The 18,322-nt window shown below is 75.2% G+C and carries 17 protein-coding genes and 2 pseudogenes; 12 read left to right on the top strand and 7 right to left on the bottom strand.

Features of this window, described 5'->3' with window-relative positions:
• The first annotated feature begins 241 nt into the window (after positions 1–241).
• The 10 genes and pseudogenes from ACN27B_RS07160 (at position 242) to ACN27B_RS07115 (ending at position 5,437) form a co-directional block, all read left to right on the top strand.
• A complete protein-coding gene (locus tag ACN27B_RS07160) occupies positions 242–691 on the top strand; it encodes a hypothetical protein (RefSeq protein WP_216642297.1) in 450 nt (149 codons plus the stop codon).
• A gap of 2 nt (positions 692–693) precedes the next feature.
• The gene (locus ACN27B_RS07155) at positions 694–1,842 is read left to right on the top strand and encodes an SRPBCC family protein (protein ID WP_099163469.1); all 1,149 of its coding nucleotides are present in this window, start codon (positions 694–696) and stop codon (positions 1,840–1,842) included.
• A 35-nt stretch (positions 1,843–1,877) separates the two neighbouring features.
• Positions 1,878–2,057, top strand: a pseudogene (gene gvpJ, locus ACN27B_RS07150) (gas vesicle protein GvpJ); the annotation flags it as partial.
• 181 nt (positions 2,058–2,238) lie between these two features.
• Complete coding sequence (locus ACN27B_RS07145; protein ID WP_422744024.1) at positions 2,239–2,994, top strand: GvpL/GvpF family gas vesicle protein; 756 nt, start codon at positions 2,239–2,241, stop codon at positions 2,992–2,994.
• Between the two features lie 2 nt (positions 2,995–2,996).
• On the top strand, positions 2,997–3,341 hold the full coding sequence (locus tag ACN27B_RS07140; protein ID WP_099163472.1) for a gas vesicle protein GvpG: 345 nt from the start codon (positions 2,997–2,999) through the stop codon (positions 3,339–3,341).
• Positions 3,338–3,685, top strand: coding sequence for a gas vesicle protein (locus ACN27B_RS07135; protein WP_091569055.1), 348 nt, complete (start codon positions 3,338–3,340; stop codon positions 3,683–3,685). Before ACN27B_RS07140 ends, ACN27B_RS07135 begins: the two co-directional genes overlap by 4 nt.
• A gap of 49 nt (positions 3,686–3,734) precedes the next feature.
• Positions 3,735–3,887: pseudogene (gene gvpJ, locus ACN27B_RS07130) on the top strand (gas vesicle protein GvpJ); the annotation flags it as partial.
• 151 nt (positions 3,888–4,038) lie between these two features.
• Entirely contained in the window at positions 4,039–4,854 is an 816-nt protein-coding gene (locus ACN27B_RS07125; protein WP_422744021.1) for a GvpL/GvpF family gas vesicle protein, read from the top strand.
• Positions 4,845–5,087, top strand: a complete 243-nt coding sequence (locus ACN27B_RS07120; protein WP_099163474.1) for a gas vesicle protein — start codon at positions 4,845–4,847, stop codon at positions 5,085–5,087. Before ACN27B_RS07125 ends, ACN27B_RS07120 begins: the two co-directional genes overlap by 10 nt.
• Positions 5,084–5,437, top strand: a complete 354-nt coding sequence (locus ACN27B_RS07115) for a gas vesicle protein K (protein WP_422744019.1) — start codon at positions 5,084–5,086, stop codon at positions 5,435–5,437. The genes ACN27B_RS07120 and ACN27B_RS07115 overlap by 4 nt, the downstream gene beginning before the upstream one ends.
• A gap of 4 nt (positions 5,438–5,441) precedes the next feature.
• Here ACN27B_RS07115 and ACN27B_RS07110 read toward each other — a convergent pair whose 3' ends face one another.
• Genes ACN27B_RS07110 through ACN27B_RS07080 form a run of 7 tightly spaced genes read right to left on the bottom strand, consistent with a single transcriptional unit; the run spans position 5,442 to position 13,908 of the window.
• Positions 5,442–7,658, bottom strand: a complete 2,217-nt coding sequence (locus ACN27B_RS07110) for an AAA family ATPase (RefSeq protein WP_099163475.1) — start codon at positions 7,656–7,658, stop codon at positions 5,442–5,444.
• 39 nt (positions 7,659–7,697) lie between these two features.
• Entirely contained in the window at positions 7,698–8,198 is a 501-nt protein-coding gene (locus ACN27B_RS07105) for a hypothetical protein (RefSeq protein ID WP_099164892.1), read from the bottom strand.
• A gap of 46 nt (positions 8,199–8,244) precedes the next feature.
• Positions 8,245–9,006 (bottom strand): GTP-binding protein, encoded by a 762-nt coding sequence (locus ACN27B_RS07100; protein WP_172967905.1) that lies wholly within the window; start codon positions 9,004–9,006, stop codon positions 8,245–8,247.
• Complete coding sequence (locus tag ACN27B_RS07095; protein WP_091569069.1) at positions 8,984–9,433, bottom strand: DUF742 domain-containing protein; 450 nt, start codon at positions 9,431–9,433, stop codon at positions 8,984–8,986. The genes ACN27B_RS07100 and ACN27B_RS07095 overlap by 23 nt, the downstream gene beginning before the upstream one ends.
• Positions 9,430–9,894 (bottom strand): roadblock/LC7 domain-containing protein, encoded by a 465-nt coding sequence (locus ACN27B_RS07090; protein WP_091569071.1) that lies wholly within the window; start codon positions 9,892–9,894, stop codon positions 9,430–9,432. Before ACN27B_RS07090 ends, ACN27B_RS07095 begins: the two co-directional genes overlap by 4 nt.
• A complete protein-coding gene (locus ACN27B_RS07085; protein WP_422744015.1) occupies positions 9,891–12,749 on the bottom strand; it encodes a nitrate- and nitrite sensing domain-containing protein in 2,859 nt (952 codons plus the stop codon). Before ACN27B_RS07085 ends, ACN27B_RS07090 begins: the two co-directional genes overlap by 4 nt.
• Positions 12,736–13,908: a hypothetical protein gene (locus ACN27B_RS07080; RefSeq protein ID WP_396823059.1), complete on the bottom strand. Its 1,173-nt coding sequence runs from the start codon at positions 13,906–13,908 to the stop codon at positions 12,736–12,738. The genes ACN27B_RS07085 and ACN27B_RS07080 overlap by 14 nt, the downstream gene beginning before the upstream one ends.
• A gap of 375 nt (positions 13,909–14,283) precedes the next feature.
• Here ACN27B_RS07080 and ACN27B_RS07075 point away from each other — a divergent pair, with 375 nt between their 5' ends.
• Together ACN27B_RS07075 and ACN27B_RS07070 are read left to right on the top strand one after the other, a co-directional pair.
• Positions 14,284–17,151: an alpha/beta fold hydrolase gene (locus ACN27B_RS07075; protein WP_422744013.1), complete on the top strand. Its 2,868-nt coding sequence runs from the start codon at positions 14,284–14,286 to the stop codon at positions 17,149–17,151.
• Entirely contained in the window at positions 17,151–18,074 is a 924-nt protein-coding gene (locus tag ACN27B_RS07070; RefSeq protein WP_099163479.1) for an ABC transporter permease, read from the top strand. The genes ACN27B_RS07075 and ACN27B_RS07070 overlap by 1 nt, the downstream gene beginning before the upstream one ends.
• Positions 18,075–18,322: the final 248 nt, after the last annotated feature.

Genomic DNA, 18,322 nt, shown 5'->3' with positions numbered 1-18,322 from the left:
AAGACAATCACCTCGTGTTCTCCCTGCTCACTTGGGATTGAGTGCGAGGTTCATCCTTTTCGGCGACGCCCTTCGCATTCCCTCGGGAAATGTTTCGCGCATGTGCTGACGGGTACTGCCCGCCGGGTCCGCTGATGGCGGGACACCGGTCGCTGGCCCTTTTTCGCTGATCCCCGGCAGTTGTCTTCCGGGTCTGCTCCAGCATGTGGTGTCCCTTCCGCCGGGGAGCGAAGGAGAACTGATGAAGAGCGGAGCTCGGATCGCCCTGGCGGTCGGTTTCGGATATGTCCTCGGCCGCCGCAGGAAGCTGCGGACCGCACTCACCCTGGCCGCCGCCGTCGCGGCCGGCCGGGCCAGCCAGAACCCCGGCGGCCTGAAGCAGATGGCCACCGGCCTGCTCGGGTCGAGCCCGCAACTGGGCAACCTCGGCAAGCTCGGCGCGCCGCTGGTCACCGCCGGCCGGGCCGCGGCGACCGCTGCCGCCGGCAGCGGCATCGACGCGGTCAGCGGCAGGCTGCGCAGCGGCGCCGACGCGTTGCGCCGCCGCTCCGGCGAGCAGCCGGAAGGCGAGCGCTCGGCGCCCGACGAGGAGCAGGAGCTCGACGAGCAGCCCATGGTCGACGACGAGGACCGCGACGACGGGGACCGGGCCGAGCGGCCGGCCCCGGTCCGTCGTGGACGGGGGCGGTGACGATGGCCCCCACCAGCCTGACGGACCGGGCACGTGAACAGATCGGCGACGAGCTGCGCAACCTCGCCTCCGCGATCGGGGAACGGGCCGTGCAGGTGGTCACCGAGCGGGTCACCGGCGCCACCGGTCGACTCAGCGAGTACGCGAAGCAGGGCGGCGGTCCCGGCCTGGTCGCCGCGGCCACCGGCGCGCAGAAGCTCGCCGACGGCAACTCCCCGCTGAAGGCCATGTTCCATGCCGGCCTGGCCGGCGGTAAGGAGAAGCTGATGTCGGCGTTCGGCGGCGGCAAGGGTGGCAAGGGCGGCGGCAAGAAGCTCAAGGTCACCAACATCGTCGAGACCATCGAGGTCGGGGTGCCGGTCCGGGTGGCCTACAACCAGTGGACGACGTTCGGCGACTTCCCGAGCTTCATGAAGAAGGTCGAGCAGGCCGACAACGACGAAGACGAGAAGATGACCTGGAAGGCGCAGGTCCTCTGGTCGCACCGGACCTGGGAGTCGACCATCGTGCGGCAGATCCCGGACCGGCTCATCCACTGGCGGTCGAAGGGCGAGAAGGGCTCCGTCGACGGGACGGTCAGCTTCCACGAGGTCGGCCCCGAGCTGACCAAGATCCTGGTGGTGCTGGAGTACCACCCGCAGGGTCTGTTCGAGCACACCGGCAACCTCTGGCGGGCCCAGGGTCGCCGCGTGCGCCTGGAGCTGAAGCACTTCGTCCGGCACGTGATGACCGAGACCGTGCTCGACCCCGACTCCGTCGAGGGCTGGCGCGGCGAGATCGAGGACTCCCAGGTGGTCAAGGACCACGAGACCGCGCTCCGCGAGGAGCAGGAGGGCCGCGCCGAGGAGCCGGAGACCGAGCCCGAGGAGGAGCGCCGGCCCGCCGAGCGTGGCCGCCGCCGGCCCCCGGCACGCCGTCGCCCCACGCCCGCGGAGGAGGAGTACGCGGACTACGACGACGGCGAGGACTTCGAGGACGACGAGTACGACGAGGAGCCCGAGGAGGAGGAGCCGCCGCGTCGGCGGCAGCCCGAGCGGGCCCGCCGCCCGCAGCGCGCGGAGCGGGAACCCCGCGAGGAGCGGGCCCGTCGTGCCCCCGAGGCGCCCCGCCGTCCGGTGGTCCGCCGTCGGCGTGAGGAGCGTGGGGAGTGAGCGTCGCCGCCGCGGCCGGGAGTCCCGGCAGCGCGTTGGAGCGCACCGGCGGCGGTGGTGGTGGCCTCGCCGACGTCGTGGAGACCGTGCTGGACAAGGGCGTGGTGATCGACGCGCAGGTGTCGGTCGCCGTCGTCGGGATCCAACTGCTGGAGATGAACGCCCGGGTGGTGGTCGCCAGCCTCGAGACGTACCTCCGGTTCGCCGAGACGGTCGACCGGATGAACATCGTGCCGAAGGAGCAGAAGACGTTGCCCGACCTGGTGGACGGCGTCGCCGGGTCGGCCGCGAAGGGCAAGGCGATCTCCGGCCTGGGCAAGGCCGCCGAGGAGATCAGCGGCGCGGTGGCGGACTCGCTGCGCGACCGGTCGCGCCGGCGGGACGGGGAGCGCTGAGATGGCCGGGGAGAGCGGGCTGTTCATCTACGGCATCGTGCCGTCCGACGTGGAGCCGACCTCCGACGCCGAGGGGGTCGGCTCCCCGCCCGGCGAGGTGACCGCGATCCGGCACGGCGAGCTGGCCGCGCTGGTCAGCGAGGTGGGGCTGGAGGAGCCACTGGGCCGGCCGGCGGACCTGTCCGCGTACGAGCGGTTGCTGGACGGGACGGCCGAGGTCGCGCCCGTGCTGCCGGTCCGCTTCGGCACGGTGGTGACCGGCGAGGACGCGGTCGAGGACCTGCTCGACGCGCACCACGACCGGTTCGCCGACGCGCTGGACGAGTTCGAGGACCGGGTGCAGTACACGGTGCACGGGCGCTTCGACGAGCAGGAGTTCATCGGCGAGCTGCTCGCCGGCAACCGCGACGCCGCCGCCCTCGCCGACCAGGTGCGAGGTCGGCCGGAGGCGGAGAGCCGGGAGCAGCGGATCCGCCTCGGCGAGATGATCAGCCAGGCGGTCGAGCTGCGCCGGGAGGCGGAGAACCGGGACCTGATCGACGCGGTCGGCGGACACGTGGTCGCCGACGCGGCCCGCGCGCCCAGCCACGAGCTGGACGCCGTGCACATCGCCTTCCTGGTCGCGAACGACGACGAGGAGGAGTTCGTCCGGGCCGTGGAGGAGTTCGCCGAGCAGCGCCGGGACCTGATCCGGACGCGGCTGATCGGCCCGCTCGCCCCGTACGACTTCGTCAGCGCGCACCAACTGGCGGAGTGAGCATGGACATCCTGTGGGCGCTGCTGACCCTGCCGTACGCGCCGGTGCGCGGGCTCACCGCGATGGTCAGGGTGGTCGCCCGGGAGGCGGAGTCGAAGCAGCACGACCCGGTGAACATCCGCCGCGAGCTGGAGGAGCTGGACCGGGCGGCGGAAGCCGGCGACATCACGCCGGAGGAGCGCGACCGGGGCCAGCAGCGCGTGCTGGACCGGCTGACGCCGCAGGGTGCGACGACCGGCCGTAGCGCGTCCCGGGCGAACGGCGGCGATCAACCGCCGCCGTCCGCCCGGCGACGCCCCGCCCGCCGGCGGGGGGAGCAGCAACGGGGGGCGAGGGGGAGGACATGACGTCGACACGGATCCGCGGCGACGGCAACCGCCAGCGGCAGGACGGCCGGGCCGAGGAACGCTACCTCGACGAGAACGACGAGGAGGCGATCAGCACGGCCGAGGCGGCCCGGGAGGGGCTGCGTCAGGTCGTGGCGCTGACCGGCAAGGACCCGCTCGGGATCACCTCGATCCAGCCTACCGACGACGGCTGGCTGGTCGGGGTGGAGGTGGTCGAGGACCATCGCATCCCCGCGTCCACCGACCTGCTCGGCCTCTACGAGGTGGAGCTGGACATGACCGGTGACCTGCTCGGCTACCGGCGGACGCGCCGCTACCAGCGCGGCAAGGGGGACGGGGGCTGAGATGACCACAGCGCGGCAACCGCCGGTGGTGCAGAACACCGGCCAGGTGATGGGCGCCGGACACGAGCCGGCGAACCTCGGCGACATCCTCGAACGGGTCCTCGACCGGGGCATCGTCATCGCCGGCGACATCCGGGTCAGCCTGCTCGACATCGAGTTGCTGACCTTGAAGCTGCGGCTGGTCATCGCCTCGGTCGACACCGCCCGGCAGATCGGCATCGACTGGTGGGAGCACGACCCGTGGCTCAGTTCCCGGGCCCGCCCACCGGTCGAGCCGGGACCCCGCGACCCCGAGGAGGTCGAGGCGTCCCGCCGGCCGCGCGTCGCCGCCCGTGTCGCGAGGGAGGAGTGGGATGACGACGACAGCTGAACCCGCGCCGGTGGCGCCGGAGACCGGCAGCGGCGTCTGGCTGCACGGCGTGGTGGCGGAGGTCGCCCCGACGACCCTGGCCGGGATCCCCGGCATCGCCGGCACGCCTGTGCGCGCGGTCACCGGCGCGGGCCTCGTCGCCGTGGTCGGCGACGCGCCGCTGGCCGAGTACGGCGAGGAGGCGTTGCGCCGCAACCTGGAGGACCTGGGCTGGCTGGAGCGCGCCGCGCGGGCCCACCACGCGGTGGTCGACGCGCTCGCCCGCGCCGGGGCCGTGGTGCCGGCCCGGCTCGCCACCGTCCACCGCGACGACGACCGGGTGGCCCGGGTGTTGGCCGAGCGGCACGACGAGCTGTCCGGCACGCTGGCCCGGCTCACCGGCCGCGAGGAGTGGGGCGTCAAGGGGTACGTGGTGCCGGGCGTCACCCCGCGCACCGAGGAGCCGGGCGGCGGGGGCGGCGCGGGGGCGGCGTACCTGCGCCGGCGTCGGGCCCAGCTCACCGCCCGCGAGGAGGGGCAGCGGATCGCCGCCGACGCGGCGGCGGCCGTGCACGCCGTGCTCGCCGGGCACGCGGTGGCCGCCCGGCGGCACGCGCCGCAGGACCGTCGGCTCTCCGGCGCGGCCACCGCGATGGCGCTCAACGGCGCGTACCTGGTCGACCGCGCCGGGCTGGACGGCTTCCGCGCGCTGGCGGGAGCGCTCGCCGACCGGCACCCGGAGCTGCGGTTGGAGCTGACCGGCCCGTGGCCGGCGTACTCGTTCGTGACGGAACCGGCGGCGGAGTCGGCATGGCCGTGACGGCACTGGCCCCGAGCAGCGTCGACGACCCGTCGGCCTACCGGCAGGTGGCGCTGGTCGACCTGCTCGACCGGGTGCTCGCCGCCGGTGTGGTGGTCACCGGCGACATCACGCTGGCCATCGCGGACGTCGACCTGGTCCGGATCTCGCTGCGCGCGCTGATCGCGTCCGTCGGGGCACTCGCCCCGCCCGAGCCGGGAACCGTCGCGCCGGAGTCGGCGGTGGCGCCGTGACCACCCGGAACGAGGCGGCCGAGCTGGCCGCGGCGTTGGGCGAGTCGACCTGGACCGCGCCCCGGGTCCGGCCGCTGGACCGGCGGCTCGCGGTGGACGAGAACTCGGTCGAGCGCGGCCTGGCCAGCCTGGTGCTCACCGTGGTCGAGCTGCTCCGCCAACTGATGGAACGGCAGGCGCTGCGCCGGGTCGACCTGGGCGACCTCGACGACGACCAGGTCGAGCGCATCGGCGCCACGCTGATGGCGCTGGAGGAGCAGATGACCCAGCTCCTCGACTACTTCGGACTCTCGCCCGAGGACCTCAACCTCGACCTGGGCCCGCTCGGGCCGCTGCTGCCCACCGACTGAGCCGTCACCGCCGGGTGGCGGCGTACGACTCCAGGTGGGCGAGCTGCGCCGGATCGAGGGAGGGGCGTACCCGGGCACGGGCCGCCTCGACGTGCCCGGCGGTGACCGTGCGGGCGCTCAGCGACTCGCGCATCGCGGCCAGCGCCGCCTCCCGCACCAGCGCGGCGCAGTCGGCCGCGGAGAAGCCGTCCAGGTCGCCGCCGAGCGCGTCGAGGTCCACGTCCGACGCGAGCGGCACGTTCCGCGCCGCCGCCCGGAGGATCTCGGCGCGGGCCGGACCGTCCGGCGGGGGCACGTAGACCAGGCGTTCCAGCCGGCCGGGACGCAGCAGCGCCGGGTCGACCAGCTCCGGCCGGTTCGTCGCGCCGACCACCACCACGTTGCGCAGCGCCTCCACCCCGTCCAGCTCGGTGAGCAGCGCGGCGACCACCCGGTCGGTGGTACCCCCGTCGGTGGCCTGGCCGCGCACCGGGGCCAGGGCGTCCACCTCGTCCAGGAAGACCAGGGTGGGCGCCGCCTCCCGGGCCCGGCGGAACAGCTCGCGGACCGCGCGTTCGCTGTCGCCCACCCACTTGGAGAGCAGCTCGGCGCCCTTCACCGACAGCACGTTCGCGCGCCCGGAGCCGGCCAGCGCGGTGACCAGGTAGGTCTTCCCGCAGCCGGGCGGCCCGTAGAGCAGCACCCCGCGCGGCGGCGTCACCCCCAGCCGGGCGAACGTGTCCGGATAGGTCAGCGGCCAGAGCACGGACTCGGTCAACGTCTGCTTGACCTCGTGCAGCCCGCCCACGTCGTCGAGCGTCACCGACGCCAGCTCCAGCGTGGAGGCGGCCATGGTGGTCGGCCGGACCACCTCCAACGCGGCGGTGAAGTCGGCCATCGCCACGGTCGGCGTCTCCGCCGTCTTCTGCCGCAGCGCCGCCCGCACCCCGGCCTCCCGGACCAACGCCGCGAGGTCCGCGGCGACGAAACCGGGGGTACGCGCCGCCACCTCGTCCAGCCGGACGTCGCCGGCCAGCGGCACCTGGCGGGTGAGCACTGTCAACTGCTCCCGGCGCAGCGCCGGGTCAGGCAGCGGCACGGTGATCCGCAGGGCCAGCAGGTCCGGGCCGCGCAGGGCCGGGTCCACCGCCTCGGGGCGCGCGCTGGTGCAGACCACCGCCGCGCCGGCCCGTACCGTCTCGGCGACGACCTGCCGGAACACCGTGGCCAGCGGGCCCGGCTCGTCGGCCGGGGCGATCGCCTCCACGTCGGTGACCAGCAGCACGGCGGGTCCGCCGGCGCGTACCGCCGAGGCCGCCTCGCGCAACCGTCGGGCCGCCGCGTCGGCGGTCGACGCGGCCAGCTCCGGTGCCCAGAGCGGACGGATTCGCGCGCCCACCCGGGCGGCGACGGCGCGGACCAGCGCTGCCTTGCCCGAGCCCGCCGGGCCCTCGACGAGAACCCCGAGCGAGACGGTGGTGCCCAGCCGGCCCAGCACCTCCCCGTGGTGGAAGCCGAGGTCCAGCAGCTCGGTCAGCTCCTCGGCCTGGGCCCGCAGGCCGGGCAGCTCGTCCACGTCCGGCGCGTCCTCCGGACCGAGCAGACCCTCGGCCGCCGTCGCGACGGGCGCGGAGTCGGACACGTCCGCCGGGCCGGAGCCGCGGGTGGCCGGTCCGTGTTCCCAGCCCACCACCGTGTCCATGGTGACCAGCGCGCCGGTCGCCGGCTCGGCCGCGACCACGGTGAGCAGGGTGCTGGTCCAGGCGTACCCGACGGAGCTGGCGAGGCTGCGCCGCGCCGCCTCGACCAGGCCGCGCACGGCGGCGTCCGGGAGCACGTCCTGCGGCAGCAGCGAGACGTCGTCGCCGGCGGTGACCACCTTGCCCAGCAGCGCGAGCCGCAGCATCTCCGGCGGGACCGCGGCGACCACCGCGGCCGGGCCGGCCACTGTCACCCGGCGCGCCGGGGCGGCCGCCAGCGGGCTCACCGTGACCTGCCCGCCGGCCCGCACGCCGAGGTTGCCGAGCAGCAGGTCGTCGGCGTACAGCAGGGCGCTGCTGGTGCCCGGCTCGGCGGCGGCCGCGATGCCGGCGGTCACCCGGCGACCGGTCAGGCGCACCGGGTCGCCGGGGCGCAGGGCCAGCGCGGTCAGCACCTCGGGGTGCAGGCGTACGACGCCCCGGCGGGCGTCCAGCGCGGCCGGCCGCAGGCTCGCGGTCAGGGTCAGGTCGGGTTCGGCCACCCGCCGACAGTAGCCGCCGGCACCACACCCCGCCGGGGGTCAGCGCGGGCCGGGGTCCTCCAGCAGGGACGGGTCCCGGCGGATCATCTCGGCGAGCCGGGCCGCCGGGTCGGTGTCCAGCGGGTCGTGCCCGGGCGCGGGCACCGTCTTCACCGACATCGGCCAGGCCGGCGGGGGCGCCGGCGCGGCGGCCGGGCCGACCGTCACCGCCGGGCCCGCCCAGGAGACCCGCAGCGGGTACGCCTGGCCGCCCAGCTCGACCCGGAGCGTCACGTCGAGCCCGGGATGCTCGGCGACCACCCGTCGGACCGCCTCGGCGACCTCCTCGACCGGGTCCCGCCGGTGCGCCGCCTCGCCGCCCCGCAGCCGGTACGCGCCGTGCCCGGCCCGCCGGTCCGGCGGCCCGTCCGGAACCGGCCCGTCGGCGGCGCCACCCCGTTCGGCCGCTTCGGCCGGCTCGCCGGGCAGCGGCTCCCGTCGGCGCCGCGCCTCCTCGCGCCGCGCCAGCCGGGCCAGTGTCTCGTCCAGATCACCCCTCATCGCGTCCACCCCCTTCGCCAGAAAACGGACCGGATCGAGCGTCGGTTCAACCCTCCCGGGACCGGGTCGCCCGGTCCAGCGCCCGGTCCAGGACGACCAGCAGGGCGTCCCGGACGGAGAGCCGGTCCCGGGCGTCGAACTGCACCAGCGGCACGTGCTCGGCGATCGCCAGCGCCCAGCGGATCGACGGCAGGTCCAGCGCCAGCTTCCCGTCGAAGGCGTTGACGCCGACGGCGAACGGCAGCCCGGCCCGCTCGAAGAAGTCGATCGCGGGATAGCAGTCGTCGAGACGGGCGCTGTCCACCACCACCAGCGCGCCGAGCGCGCCCCGCGCCAGGTCGTCCCACATGAAGCCGAAACGGGCCTGGCCGGGCGTGCCGAAGAGGTAGAGCTTCAGGCTGCGGTCGATGGTCACGCAGCCGAAGTCCATCGCCACCGTGGTGGTGGTCTTGCCGGCCACCCCACCCGGGTCGTCCACGCCGATGCCGGCGCTGGTCATCTCCGCCTCGGTGGTCAGCGGCGCGATCTCGGAGATGGCGCCCACGGTGGTGGTCTTGCCGACTCCGAAGCCACCGGCGATGAGGATCTTCACCGGGATCGGCGGGCGGGGCGCGGGCGCCCGCCGCACGATCGGGGCCGGTTCGCCGGGCGCGCCGGGGGGCCGGTACGGCAGCGGCGGCGGCGCGGGCGGGGGCGGTGTGGCCCGGCCGATCAGCGGGGCCGGGCCGCCGTAGCGGGTGGGGGCGCTGTTCGCGGACGGCCCGCCCAGGGCCGCCGCCGGCCATTCAGGAGATCGCACGGAGTCCATCAATCACTCGCAGGATGATGTCGGGATCGAGGGCGTCGTCGACGTCCGCGACGTGCACGTCGAGATGACCGGCGGCGCGCAGGTCGCCGACCAGCACCCGGGTCACCCCGAAGTGCATCCGGGTACGGGCGGAGATCTCGGCGACCGAGACCGGCTCGGCGCAGATCGCGACGATCGCCGCCAGCTCCGGGGCCAGCCGGGCGGTCACCGCCCAGGTGCCGCTGCCCGCGCGGGCGGTCACCTGGGTCTCCAGGCCGATCGCCGGGTCACCGTCCACCCGTCCGGCGGTGAGCACGAACGGGCGTGGGCCGGTCGGCTCCCCGTCGCCCGCGTCCGACCCGGTGAGCGGGGCGGACGCGCGCAGGAAGGGACGGATCCGGACGCCGGGTTCCGGCTCCGGGTCCCCGCCGGCGGCCCCCGGGATCATTGCTGGACGGCGTTCTTCAGCTCGGCGATCAGGCGGGGGCTCAGGGCGCCACCGGCGCGGCCCGCGAAGAGCGTCATCTCGTACGCCACGGTGCCCAGGTTGGCCGAGCGGTCGGCGACCACGCCGAGGACCGAACCGCTGCTGATCGCGCTGATCAGCAGGTAGCCCTCGGCCATGTCGACGATCACCCGGTTGAGCGCGCCCAGCGCGTACCAGCTCGCGGCGCCCCCGGCGAGGCTGGTCATGCCGGAGACGACGGCGGCGAGGCGCTCCGCGTTGGACCGGTCCTTGATGGCGGACATGGCCATCAGCAGCCCGTCCGAGGAGACCGCGATCGCCTCCATCACCCCGGCCGTGCTGGAGGTGAACGAGTCGAGCAGCCAGTTGAAGGTACGCGCCTCGGGGCTGAGGTCGCCGGTGGAGCTCTGTTCGACGTTGTCGTGCAGGAACGGGCTGGTCACCGTGATGGATCCTCTTCGTAGCGACGGTCGGTACTGACTTCGCGCAGAGCACGGGCGACGCCCGCCTCGAACTCGGTGATGAGGTTGCGGACCTCGACGGGGTCGCCGGGGTCGGAGCTGGTCGGGGGCGCGGCCGGCACCGGGGAGACGGCCAGGTTGGCTCCGGGCACCCGCCGGCTGAGCCGGGGACGTCCCGGCGTCGGCGGGGCCGGGGTGACGTCGTCCTCGGCCCGGCGTACGCCGTCCTGGAACGCCTCGACCAGCGCCCGGACCGAGGCCGGGTCGGCGGGAACCCCGATCAGTGGTCCGGTCGCCGGGCCGGCGGGGCCCGCCGGGGCACCAGTGGGCAGGTTCGCCCCGGGCACCCGCTTGCGGATCGGCCGGGTGCCGGCCGGTCCGGGCCGCCCCGCCGGCGGGCCGACCGGAGCCGGTCCGGTGGACGGCCGTCCGGCCGGGGCCACCGGCGGCGGGCCGGCCGGCGGGAAGGCGGCGCCGGGCGGCGGGCCGTCGGACGGTACGCGGGCGGGGCCGGTCGTCGGCCCGGCGGCCGGGGGAGCGGCCGGTGCCGGGCCGACGACCGGTGTCGGCGGGGTCGGGGCGGCGGGGTACGTGGCCGGGCCGGCGGGGTAGGTGGCCGGACCGGCGGGTGGCGTGGTCGCCGGCCCGGCGGCGGGCGGCCAGGCCGGCGGCGGCCCGGCGGTGGGGAAGCGGAGATCGTCGACCGGCGCGCCGCCGGCCGGGGCGGCCACCGGCACGTCCCGCGGACCGGCCGGGTCCGGGGTGTCGGCCTGACTGCCGAACGCGTCCCACGACTCGCCGGTGGCGATGCTGCGGGTGGCCCGGGTGAGCAGCTCGGCGTCGAACCCGGTCGGTTCGACGGCGGCCGGCGGGGGGTCGACCGGCCGGCCCTCGGCGGGCCGAGCGGGCGTCGGCGCCTCGGCCGCCGGTGCCGGCTGCCGCTCCGCGGGTGCGACGGTGGCCCGGGCCGCCGTGGCGGAGGGGCGCTCCGGCCGGCGGACCACCAGCGAGGCGGCCGGGATCTCCACGCCGGCGGTGACCCCGCCGCCCGAGGTCGCGGCCAACCGGACCGTCCAACCGTGCCGGCGGGCCAGCCGGCCCACCACGAACAGGCCGAGCACCTCGGTCGGCGCGAGGTCGAGCCGTTCCCGTCGGGTGAAGCGGGCGTTCTCCTCGGCGAGCCGCTCGGCGGTGAGGCCGATGCCGTGGTCGACCACGGTGAGGCGGGCGCCGCCGTCGGTCAGCTCACCGGCCACCACCACCCGGGTGTGCGGCGGTGAGAAGGAGGTGGCGTTCTCCATCAGCTCGGCCAGCGCCAGCACCAGGTCGCCGGCGATCGCGGGCGCGGCCGAGACGCCGGGTGGCACCTGCACGTCGACCCGGGTGTAGTCCTCGATCTCGCCGAGCGCGAGCCGCACCACGTCGGCCAGCGGGACCGGCGCCACGTGCCCGTCCGAGCCGGTGGCGCCGGAGAGCACCACCAGGCTGCCGGCGTTGCGGCGCAGCCGGCTGGAGATGTGGTCCAGCCGGTAGAGGTGCTCCAGCCGGGCCGGGTCGGCCTCCTGCCGTTCCAGCCGGTCGATGAGCGCGATCTGGCGGCCGACCAGGTTCTGCGTACGCCGGCCGACGTGGCCGAACATCTGCGCCACGTTGCGCCGGCCGGCCACCTGCCGCTCGACCAGCCGGGCGGCGGTGTGCTGCACCCGCTCGAACGCGCGGGCCAGGTCGCCGATCTCGTCCCGGGCGTCGACGTCCACCGGGTCGAGGCGGACCGGTGGCACCGACTCGGTCTCGTCGTCGGCGACCCGGGTCAGCTCGGCCTCGGCGACCCGGGCGACGCGTTCGGCGGACCGGGTGAGCCGGCTCAGCGGCCGGGCCACCGTCCGCGCCACGGTCATGCTCAGCAGCACCACGAGGAGGAGGATCAGGACCGCCGCCACGCTGACCAGCCAGGCCGCGGTCAACGCGGTCCGCTGCTCGGTGCGGGTCTCCGCGATCACGTCCGCGACGACCTTCTTCTCTACGAACTGGCCCAGGGTGATCATCGAGCGGACCGAGGGGAAGAGCGCGTCCAGCGGCACCGGCGCGATCGCCCCGATCGGGTCCCGGACGCTGTCGACCAGGAACGTCGGGCTGGTCCGGGCCGCCACGGCGGCGTCGTCCAGCCGGGCCAGCTTGAGCTGCTCCGGCGTGATGAGCTTGCGGAACCGCTGGTTGTCCACGTTGAGCGCGGCCATGCAGGCGATGTACGAGCCGGCCACCTTCGCGTCGCCGGTCGCCTTGACCAGCACGATCTGGGTGGCGCAGGAGCTCAGCCCCTCGTCGGCGCGCAGCAGCGCGTCCAGGGCCAGCACCTGCCGCCCGGCCGGGGTGTCGGTGTCCACCTGGAACGGCAGCCGCAACGACTCGATCAGGGCGGTGTCGACCGCGGCGAAGGCGGTGAGGATCTGTTCCGGCGTGGCCCGCCCGGCGAGCACTGTGGTGCGGACGTCGGCCAGCGTGCGTACCCCGTCGAGGGCCGCGCGGACCGGCGCCGGCAGCGTCTCGGCGCGCAGGTCGGCGACCCGGTCGTCGACGGTGACGGACTTCTGGATCAGCTCGGTGCGGGTCACCCGGCCGAGCAGCAACCCGACCGAGAGCAGGCGTTCCTGCTGGAGGTCCTGGACCAGGCTGCCGATCCGGCTGGCGACGCGGACGGTCTCGGCGGTGTCGGCGGCGCGCTGCGCGGTGGCCACCCGGTCGACGACCACCGGCACGGCCAGCCCGACCATGCTGAGCAGCGGGATGATCACCAGCAGGGCGAGCTTGCCCCGGATCCGCAATCTAGCGAGCAGCATCGAACGGCCTCCACCGCTCGGCGTCGCCGCCGCCCACCGTGACGGGCTGGCGGTCGGCGGGCCGGGTCGCGGCCGGCTGGTCCGGGCGGACCGTCGGCGGCCGGCCGGCCTCGGCCGGCTCCCGCGCCTCGGTGGAGCGGTGCCGGCCCCGGCGCCACGCGGCGAGCTGGACCACGGCGAGCCCGGCCAGCAGCGCGACCGCGACCACGGCCGCGATCCGGGCCAGGAGCCGGTCCCGGTCGAGCGTGTCCAGCCGCTCCTCCAGCAGCGCGTCGAGCTGGTCGAGGATCACCGTGCGGAGTTCCTTGGCGGAGTTCTGGGCGGTCAGGCCGGCGTTGGTGAGCTGGTCGGTGCTCGGTGCGGCGCGCCCCGGGCCGGGCGCGGAGAACGCGGTGAACGCCTCCAGCGAGCGCTGGTAGGTGTCCAGCGGAGTGAGCACGTTGGCGCCCAGGTCGGTGCTCTCCGAGCTGTCCACCGCCGAGCGCAGGTCGGCGACCAGGTCCATGGCGGGCCCGAGCGCGGCCACCCGCAGCTCGGCCAGCTCGGCACCGGTCTTCACCCGCTCGGCGGCGGGGCGGGCGGGGGCCAGCCGGACCAGGTCGGCGAGCCGGCCGGCCAGCACGGTCGCGGTGGGCAGGTCGCCGCCGATGCCGTCCTGGAGGAAGAAGGAGTCGGCCCGGGGGTCGCGGATCAGGCCGGAGCTCTCCCGCACCTTTCGGTAGAGGGCCAGCAGCAGGTCGGTGGCCTCCCCGTACGCCCGGTAGGCCGCCTCGGGGTCGCCGAGACCGCGGTCCGGCAGCGCCTCCACCTTGGCCCGCAGCCCGGCCCAGCGCTCGTGACTGCGCAGCTCGTCGCCGACGGCGGCGTCCACCTCGGCCGCCCGCTCGATCGCGGCGTTGAGCGCCGCGCGGGAGACCGGCGCCCCGGCGACGGCGGTGGACTGGGCCTCGACCAGCGCGTCGGTGACCGGCCCGAGGGCGCGCAGGTAGCGGACTCCGAGGCGTTCCCGGGTCGCCAGGTCGTGATCGTCGGCGGTGGTGCCGGAGGCCTGGGCGAAGAGCAGACCGAGCGGGGCGATCAGCGCCAGCACCAGCAGCAGGGGCAGGACACGGCCCGGTACGGAGGGCCGCCGACGGACCCGCGGCGCGGGAACTGTCATGGTCTGTCTCCTCCGGCGACGGCAGGGTGATGCGGTGCCCCGGGAGGTCGCCGTACGCAGTCCCGTGCACCGGACCGGAAAAGTAGCCGAACCGGGCGTGGTCGGAACCTCGGTCGATGAGTCGGCTTCACGTCACTTCGGTGGGTATGACGGAACGTCGAAGGGGTGAACACGGAGCGTTCGATCGACGTGGCGAGACGCGACATCGACGGTGATTTGCGGTTGTAGATGTGAATTCACGTGATCCGAATACATCCCGCTGGGATGGTCTGGACCTTCTGCGGACGACGGACGGCACGCGACGAACGGCCCAGCCGGACGGACGTACGGCGGATCTCAGGGAACGCTCAGCCGGCGGCCCGTACCGTGTGCCGCATGAGATCACCCGTCGCGCGGGTCCGGCGCGCCCTCGCCGGCCGTCCGCGCCGGATCGTCGCCGCCGTCGTGGTGGTCGTCCTGGTCGTGGCCGCCCTGGTCTGGGCGGTCCGCCCGCAGGGACCGGACTTCCGGACCGAGGCGGCCGTGGTGACCGTCCGGTCCGGACCGACCGGGGACGAGCCGGTCGACCTGGACACCACGCTCTACCTGCCCGACGACGCCTCGGAGAGCAACCGGGTGCCGGCGGTGCTGCTGGCGCACGGCTTCGGTGGCACCAAGGAGTCGGTCCGCGCCGACGCCGAGGACCTGGTCGCCCGGGGGTATGCGGTGCTCACCTGGACCGCCCGGGGCTTCGGCCGCAGCGGCGGCCAGATCCACCTGGACAGCCCGGACCACGAGGTGCGGGACGCGCAGCGCCTGCTGGACCGGCTCGCCGCCCGCCCGGAGGTGCGCCTGGACGCGGCCGGCGACCCGCGCGTCGGCGTGGTCGGCGGCTCGTACGGCGGCGGCCTGGCCCTGCTGCTGGCCGCGCAGGATCAGCGGGTCGACGCGATCGTCCCGATGATCACCTGGAACGACCTGTCCCGGGCGTTCCTGCCGGAGAGCACCGGCCGGGAGCCCACCGACGGCGTGTTCAAGAAGGGCTGGGCCGGCATCTTCTTCGGCGGTGGCGGCAACGCCGGCTCCGGTCCGGCCGGTCTCTCCGGCGCCACCGCGGCCCAGCCGGAGGGCGCTCCCGCGTCGGCCGGCCCGGCGAGCCCGCAGCCGGGCGCCGGCCCGGGCAGCAGCTCCGGACGGGCGCCGGGTGGCGCCGCCGCCGATCCGTCCTGCGGTCGCTTCGCCGCCGACGTCTGCGCCGCGTACCTGCGCATCGCCACCACCGGCCGGGCCGACGCGGCGGCGGTCGCGCTGTTGCGGCGGTCGTCGCCGGCCGGTGTGCTCGATCGGATCAAGGCGCCCACCCTGCTGGTCCAGGGCGAGGCCGACACGCTCTTCCCGCTCACCGAGGCGGACGCCAACGCGCGCGGCATCGCCGCCGCCGGCACGCCGGTGCGGGTCGCCTGGTTCACCGGCGGGCACGACGGGGGCGCCGGCCCGACCTCCGACTCGGACCGGGTGAAGTTCCTGACCGCCCAGTGGCTCGACCACTACGTCAGGGGCGACGGCCCGGCCCCCGGCGACACCTTCACCTTCTCCCGGATCGCCGGCTTCGACGCGCTCGACCGCGGCCTGGTGGCCACCGGCTTCCGCACCGACGACTATCCGGGCGTCGCCGGCCAGGACCGCCGGGAGATCACCCTGACCGGCGGGGCCCAGCCGGTCGCCGTGCCGCCCAACGGCAACCCGGCGGCGATCTCCGCGGTGCCGTTCGCGGGCGCGCTCGGGTCGTTGCTCGACGGCGTGGCCGGGGACATCCCCGGCCAGCACGCGCGCTTCGAGTCGGCGCCGCTGGACGACCCGGTCGACGTGGTCGGCGCGCCGAGCGTGCGGATCCGGGCCGCCTCACCGACCGGCGAGGCGGTGCTCTTCGTCAAGCTCTACGACGTCGACCCGCAGGGCGCGTCCACGTTGCCGTCCGGCCTGGTCGCGCCGGTGCGGCTGACCGGCCTGCCGCGCACGCTGGACGCGGCGGCCCCGGTCACGGTCACGCTGCCGGCGATCGTCCGCCGGGTCGAGGCCGGGCATCGGCTGCGGCTCGTGGTGGCGACGTCGGACCAGGCGTACGCCACACCGGCCGAGCCGACCGTGCACACGGTGGCGCTCGGCGACGGCCCGTTGGTGCTGCCCACCGTCGACGCCGCGCCGATCCCGACCACCGCCGCGGTGTGGCGCTGGGTGCTGGCCGGTCTGCTCGCCGCGATCGTGGTCGGGCTCGTCGTGGTCGTCCTGGTCACCCGCCGCCGGCACCGTCGCCAGGACAGCTCCGTGCACCCGGAGTACGCGGGCGTCCCGCTCGCCGTGCGCAACCTGCGCAAGGAGTACGCGGACGGGTTCGTCGCGGTCTCCGACGTGGACTTCGAGGTGCACCCCGGCCAGGTGGTCGGCCTGCTCGGGCCGAACGGCGCGGGCAAGACCACCACGCTGCGGGTGCTGATGGGGCTGACCCAGCCCACCGCCGGGGAGATCCACGTCTTCGGCCACCGGCTGGTGCCCGGCTCGCCGGTGCTCTCCCGGATCGGCGCGCTGGTCGAGGGGCCCGGCTTTCTGCCGCACCTGTCCGGTCTGGACAACCTCAAGGCGTACTGGCGGGCCACCGGGCGGCCGTGGGAGGACGCCCACTTCGACGAGGCACTGGAGATCGCCGGTCTGGGCGACTCGGTGCACCGGCGGACGAAGAAGTACAGCCACGGCATGCGGCAGCGGCTCGCCATCGCGCAGGCCATGCTCGGCCTGCCCGAGCTGCTGGTGCTCGACGAGCCGACGGACGGGCTGGACCCGCCGCAGATCGCGGAGATGCGCCGGGTGCTCCAGCGGTACGCCACCGACGGCCGCGCGGTGCTGGTCTCCAGCCACCTGCTCGCCGAGGTGGAACAGACCTGCACGCACGCGGTGGTGGTGAACAAGGGCCGGATCGTGGCCTCCGGGCCGGTCGAGGAGATCGTCGGCGAGTCGCCGAGCGTGCTGTTCGAGGTGAGCGACCCGGACGCGGCGCGTACGGTGCTCGACCGGCTGGACGGCGTACGGGTGCTGCCGGACTCCGACGGCGGGCTGGTGGTCGACACCAACGGCACCGCCCGGAGCGAGGTGGTGGCGGAGCTGGTCCGGGCCGGCATCGGGGTGGACCGGGTGGTGCCCCGGCGCCGCCTGGAGGACGCGTTCCTCGCCCTGGTGGGCGAGAACTCTCGGGGAAGCGGTGACCGGTGATGGCGGGTTCTTCGGTGGCGTCGTCCGGCGGTGGCGCGGTCGCCCCCGGCGGCACGGCTGCGCCCGGCGCGGGTGGTGCGGCGGCCGGTTACCGGCCGTCGGCCACGATGCCGTTCGGCGCGGAGTTCCGGCGGCAGGCGTCGCGCCGCCGGACCCAGCTCGCGCTGGGGTTCATGGTGCTGCTGCCGCTGATCATCCTGGTGGCGTTCCAGTTCGACTCCGGGGACGACGACGGCGGCGGCCGGGGCGAGTTCGCCAGCCTGGCCGACCTGGCCACCTCGGGCGGCCTCAACTTCACCCTGTTCTCGATCCTGGTGTCGGCGTCGTTCCTGCTGGTCGTCGTGGTGGCGTTGTTCTGCGGCGACACGGTGGCCAGCGAGGCGAGCTGGGGCAGCCTGCGCTACCTGCTGGCGGTGCCGGTGCCCCGGGCCCGGCTGCTCGCGGTGAAGCTGGTGGTCGCGCTCGCGTACTCCGGGCTGGCGCTGGTGCTGCTGGCCGGCACCGCGCTGCTCGCCGGCACGCTGCGGTACGGGTGGAAGCCGCTGAGCAGCCAGGTCTCCGCCGAGCTGGCGCCGACCGACGGGTTGCTCCGGCTGCTCGGCGTGCTGGGCTACCTGGCGGTGGTGCTGCTGGTGGTGGCCGGGCTGGCGTTCCTGCTCTCGGTGACCACGGACGCCGCGCTCGGTGCGGTCGGCGGTGCGGTGCTGCTCTGGATCCTCTCCAGCATCCTGGACCAGATCACCGCGCTGGGCGGACTGCGGAACCTGCTGCCGACCCACTACAGCAGCGCCTGGCTGGGGCTGCTGTCGTCGCCGATGCAGACCGACGACGTGGTCAAGGGCGCGATCTCGGCGATCGTCTACGCCACGCTGTTCTGGGGCCTGGCCTTCTGGCGCTTCACCCGCAAGGACGTCACGAGCTGAGGTGGCCGTCACCGACCCGTCGGGGCCGGTCGGCTGTCGGCCAGCTCGACTCTCGCCTGGTTACGGCGGTCACTCTCCGCAACGCTCCGTCAGAAGCAATGTCTCCTCTAACCCTCTTATGACTCTGAGTCATAATTATGACTCAGAGTCATATCGCACTCGGGAGAAGCTTGACCCGACCGTGCGGGGCCGACTGAGGAGGGCCTGACTAACTGGGGTTCGCCGAGCCGGGCTGAGTCGAGCCGCAG

The sequence above is a fragment of the Micromonospora sp. WMMD754 genome (assembly GCF_049315235.1).
Lineage (GTDB): Bacteria > Actinomycetota > Actinomycetes > Mycobacteriales > Micromonosporaceae > Micromonospora > Micromonospora sediminicola.
Note: the sequence above shows the minus strand (reverse complement) of the source record. Positions and strands in the feature narration are given on the sequence as shown.

What these genes read in the sequence shown, in the direction of transcription:
- ACN27B_RS07160 (WP_216642297.1), top strand. Translation starts at nt 242, where the DNA reads ATGAAGAGCGGAGCTCGGATCGCCCTGGCGGTCGGTTTCGGATATGTC.
- ACN27B_RS07155 (WP_099163469.1), top strand. Translation starts at nt 694, where the DNA reads ATGGCCCCCACCAGCCTGACGGACCGGGCACGTGAACAGATCGGCGAC.
- ACN27B_RS07145 (WP_422744024.1), top strand. Translation starts at nt 2,239, where the DNA reads ATGGCCGGGGAGAGCGGGCTGTTCATCTACGGCATCGTGCCGTCCGAC.
- ACN27B_RS07140 (WP_099163472.1), top strand. Translation starts at nt 2,997, where the DNA reads ATGGACATCCTGTGGGCGCTGCTGACCCTGCCGTACGCGCCGGTGCGC.
- ACN27B_RS07135 (WP_091569055.1), top strand. Translation starts at nt 3,338, where the DNA reads ATGACGTCGACACGGATCCGCGGCGACGGCAACCGCCAGCGGCAGGAC.
- ACN27B_RS07125 (WP_422744021.1), top strand. Translation starts at nt 4,039, where the DNA reads ATGACGACGACAGCTGAACCCGCGCCGGTGGCGCCGGAGACCGGCAGC.
- ACN27B_RS07120 (WP_099163474.1), top strand. Translation starts at nt 4,845, where the DNA reads ATGGCCGTGACGGCACTGGCCCCGAGCAGCGTCGACGACCCGTCGGCC.
- ACN27B_RS07105 (WP_099164892.1), bottom strand. Translation starts at nt 8,198, where the DNA reads ATGAGGGGTGATCTGGACGAGACACTGGCCCGGCTGGCGCGGCGCGAG.
- ACN27B_RS07100 (WP_172967905.1), bottom strand. Translation starts at nt 9,006, where the DNA reads ATGGACTCCGTGCGATCTCCTGAATGGCCGGCGGCGGCCCTGGGCGGG.
- ACN27B_RS07095 (WP_091569069.1), bottom strand. Translation starts at nt 9,433, where the DNA reads ATGATCCCGGGGGCCGCCGGCGGGGACCCGGAGCCGGAACCCGGCGTC.
- ACN27B_RS07085 (WP_422744015.1), bottom strand. Translation starts at nt 12,749, where the DNA reads ATGCTGCTCGCTAGATTGCGGATCCGGGGCAAGCTCGCCCTGCTGGTG.
- ACN27B_RS07080 (WP_396823059.1), bottom strand. Translation starts at nt 13,908, where the DNA reads ATGACAGTTCCCGCGCCGCGGGTCCGTCGGCGGCCCTCCGTACCGGGC.
- ACN27B_RS07075 (WP_422744013.1), top strand. Translation starts at nt 14,284, where the DNA reads ATGAGATCACCCGTCGCGCGGGTCCGGCGCGCCCTCGCCGGCCGTCCG.
- ACN27B_RS07070 (WP_099163479.1), top strand. Translation starts at nt 17,151, where the DNA reads ATGGCGGGTTCTTCGGTGGCGTCGTCCGGCGGTGGCGCGGTCGCCCCC.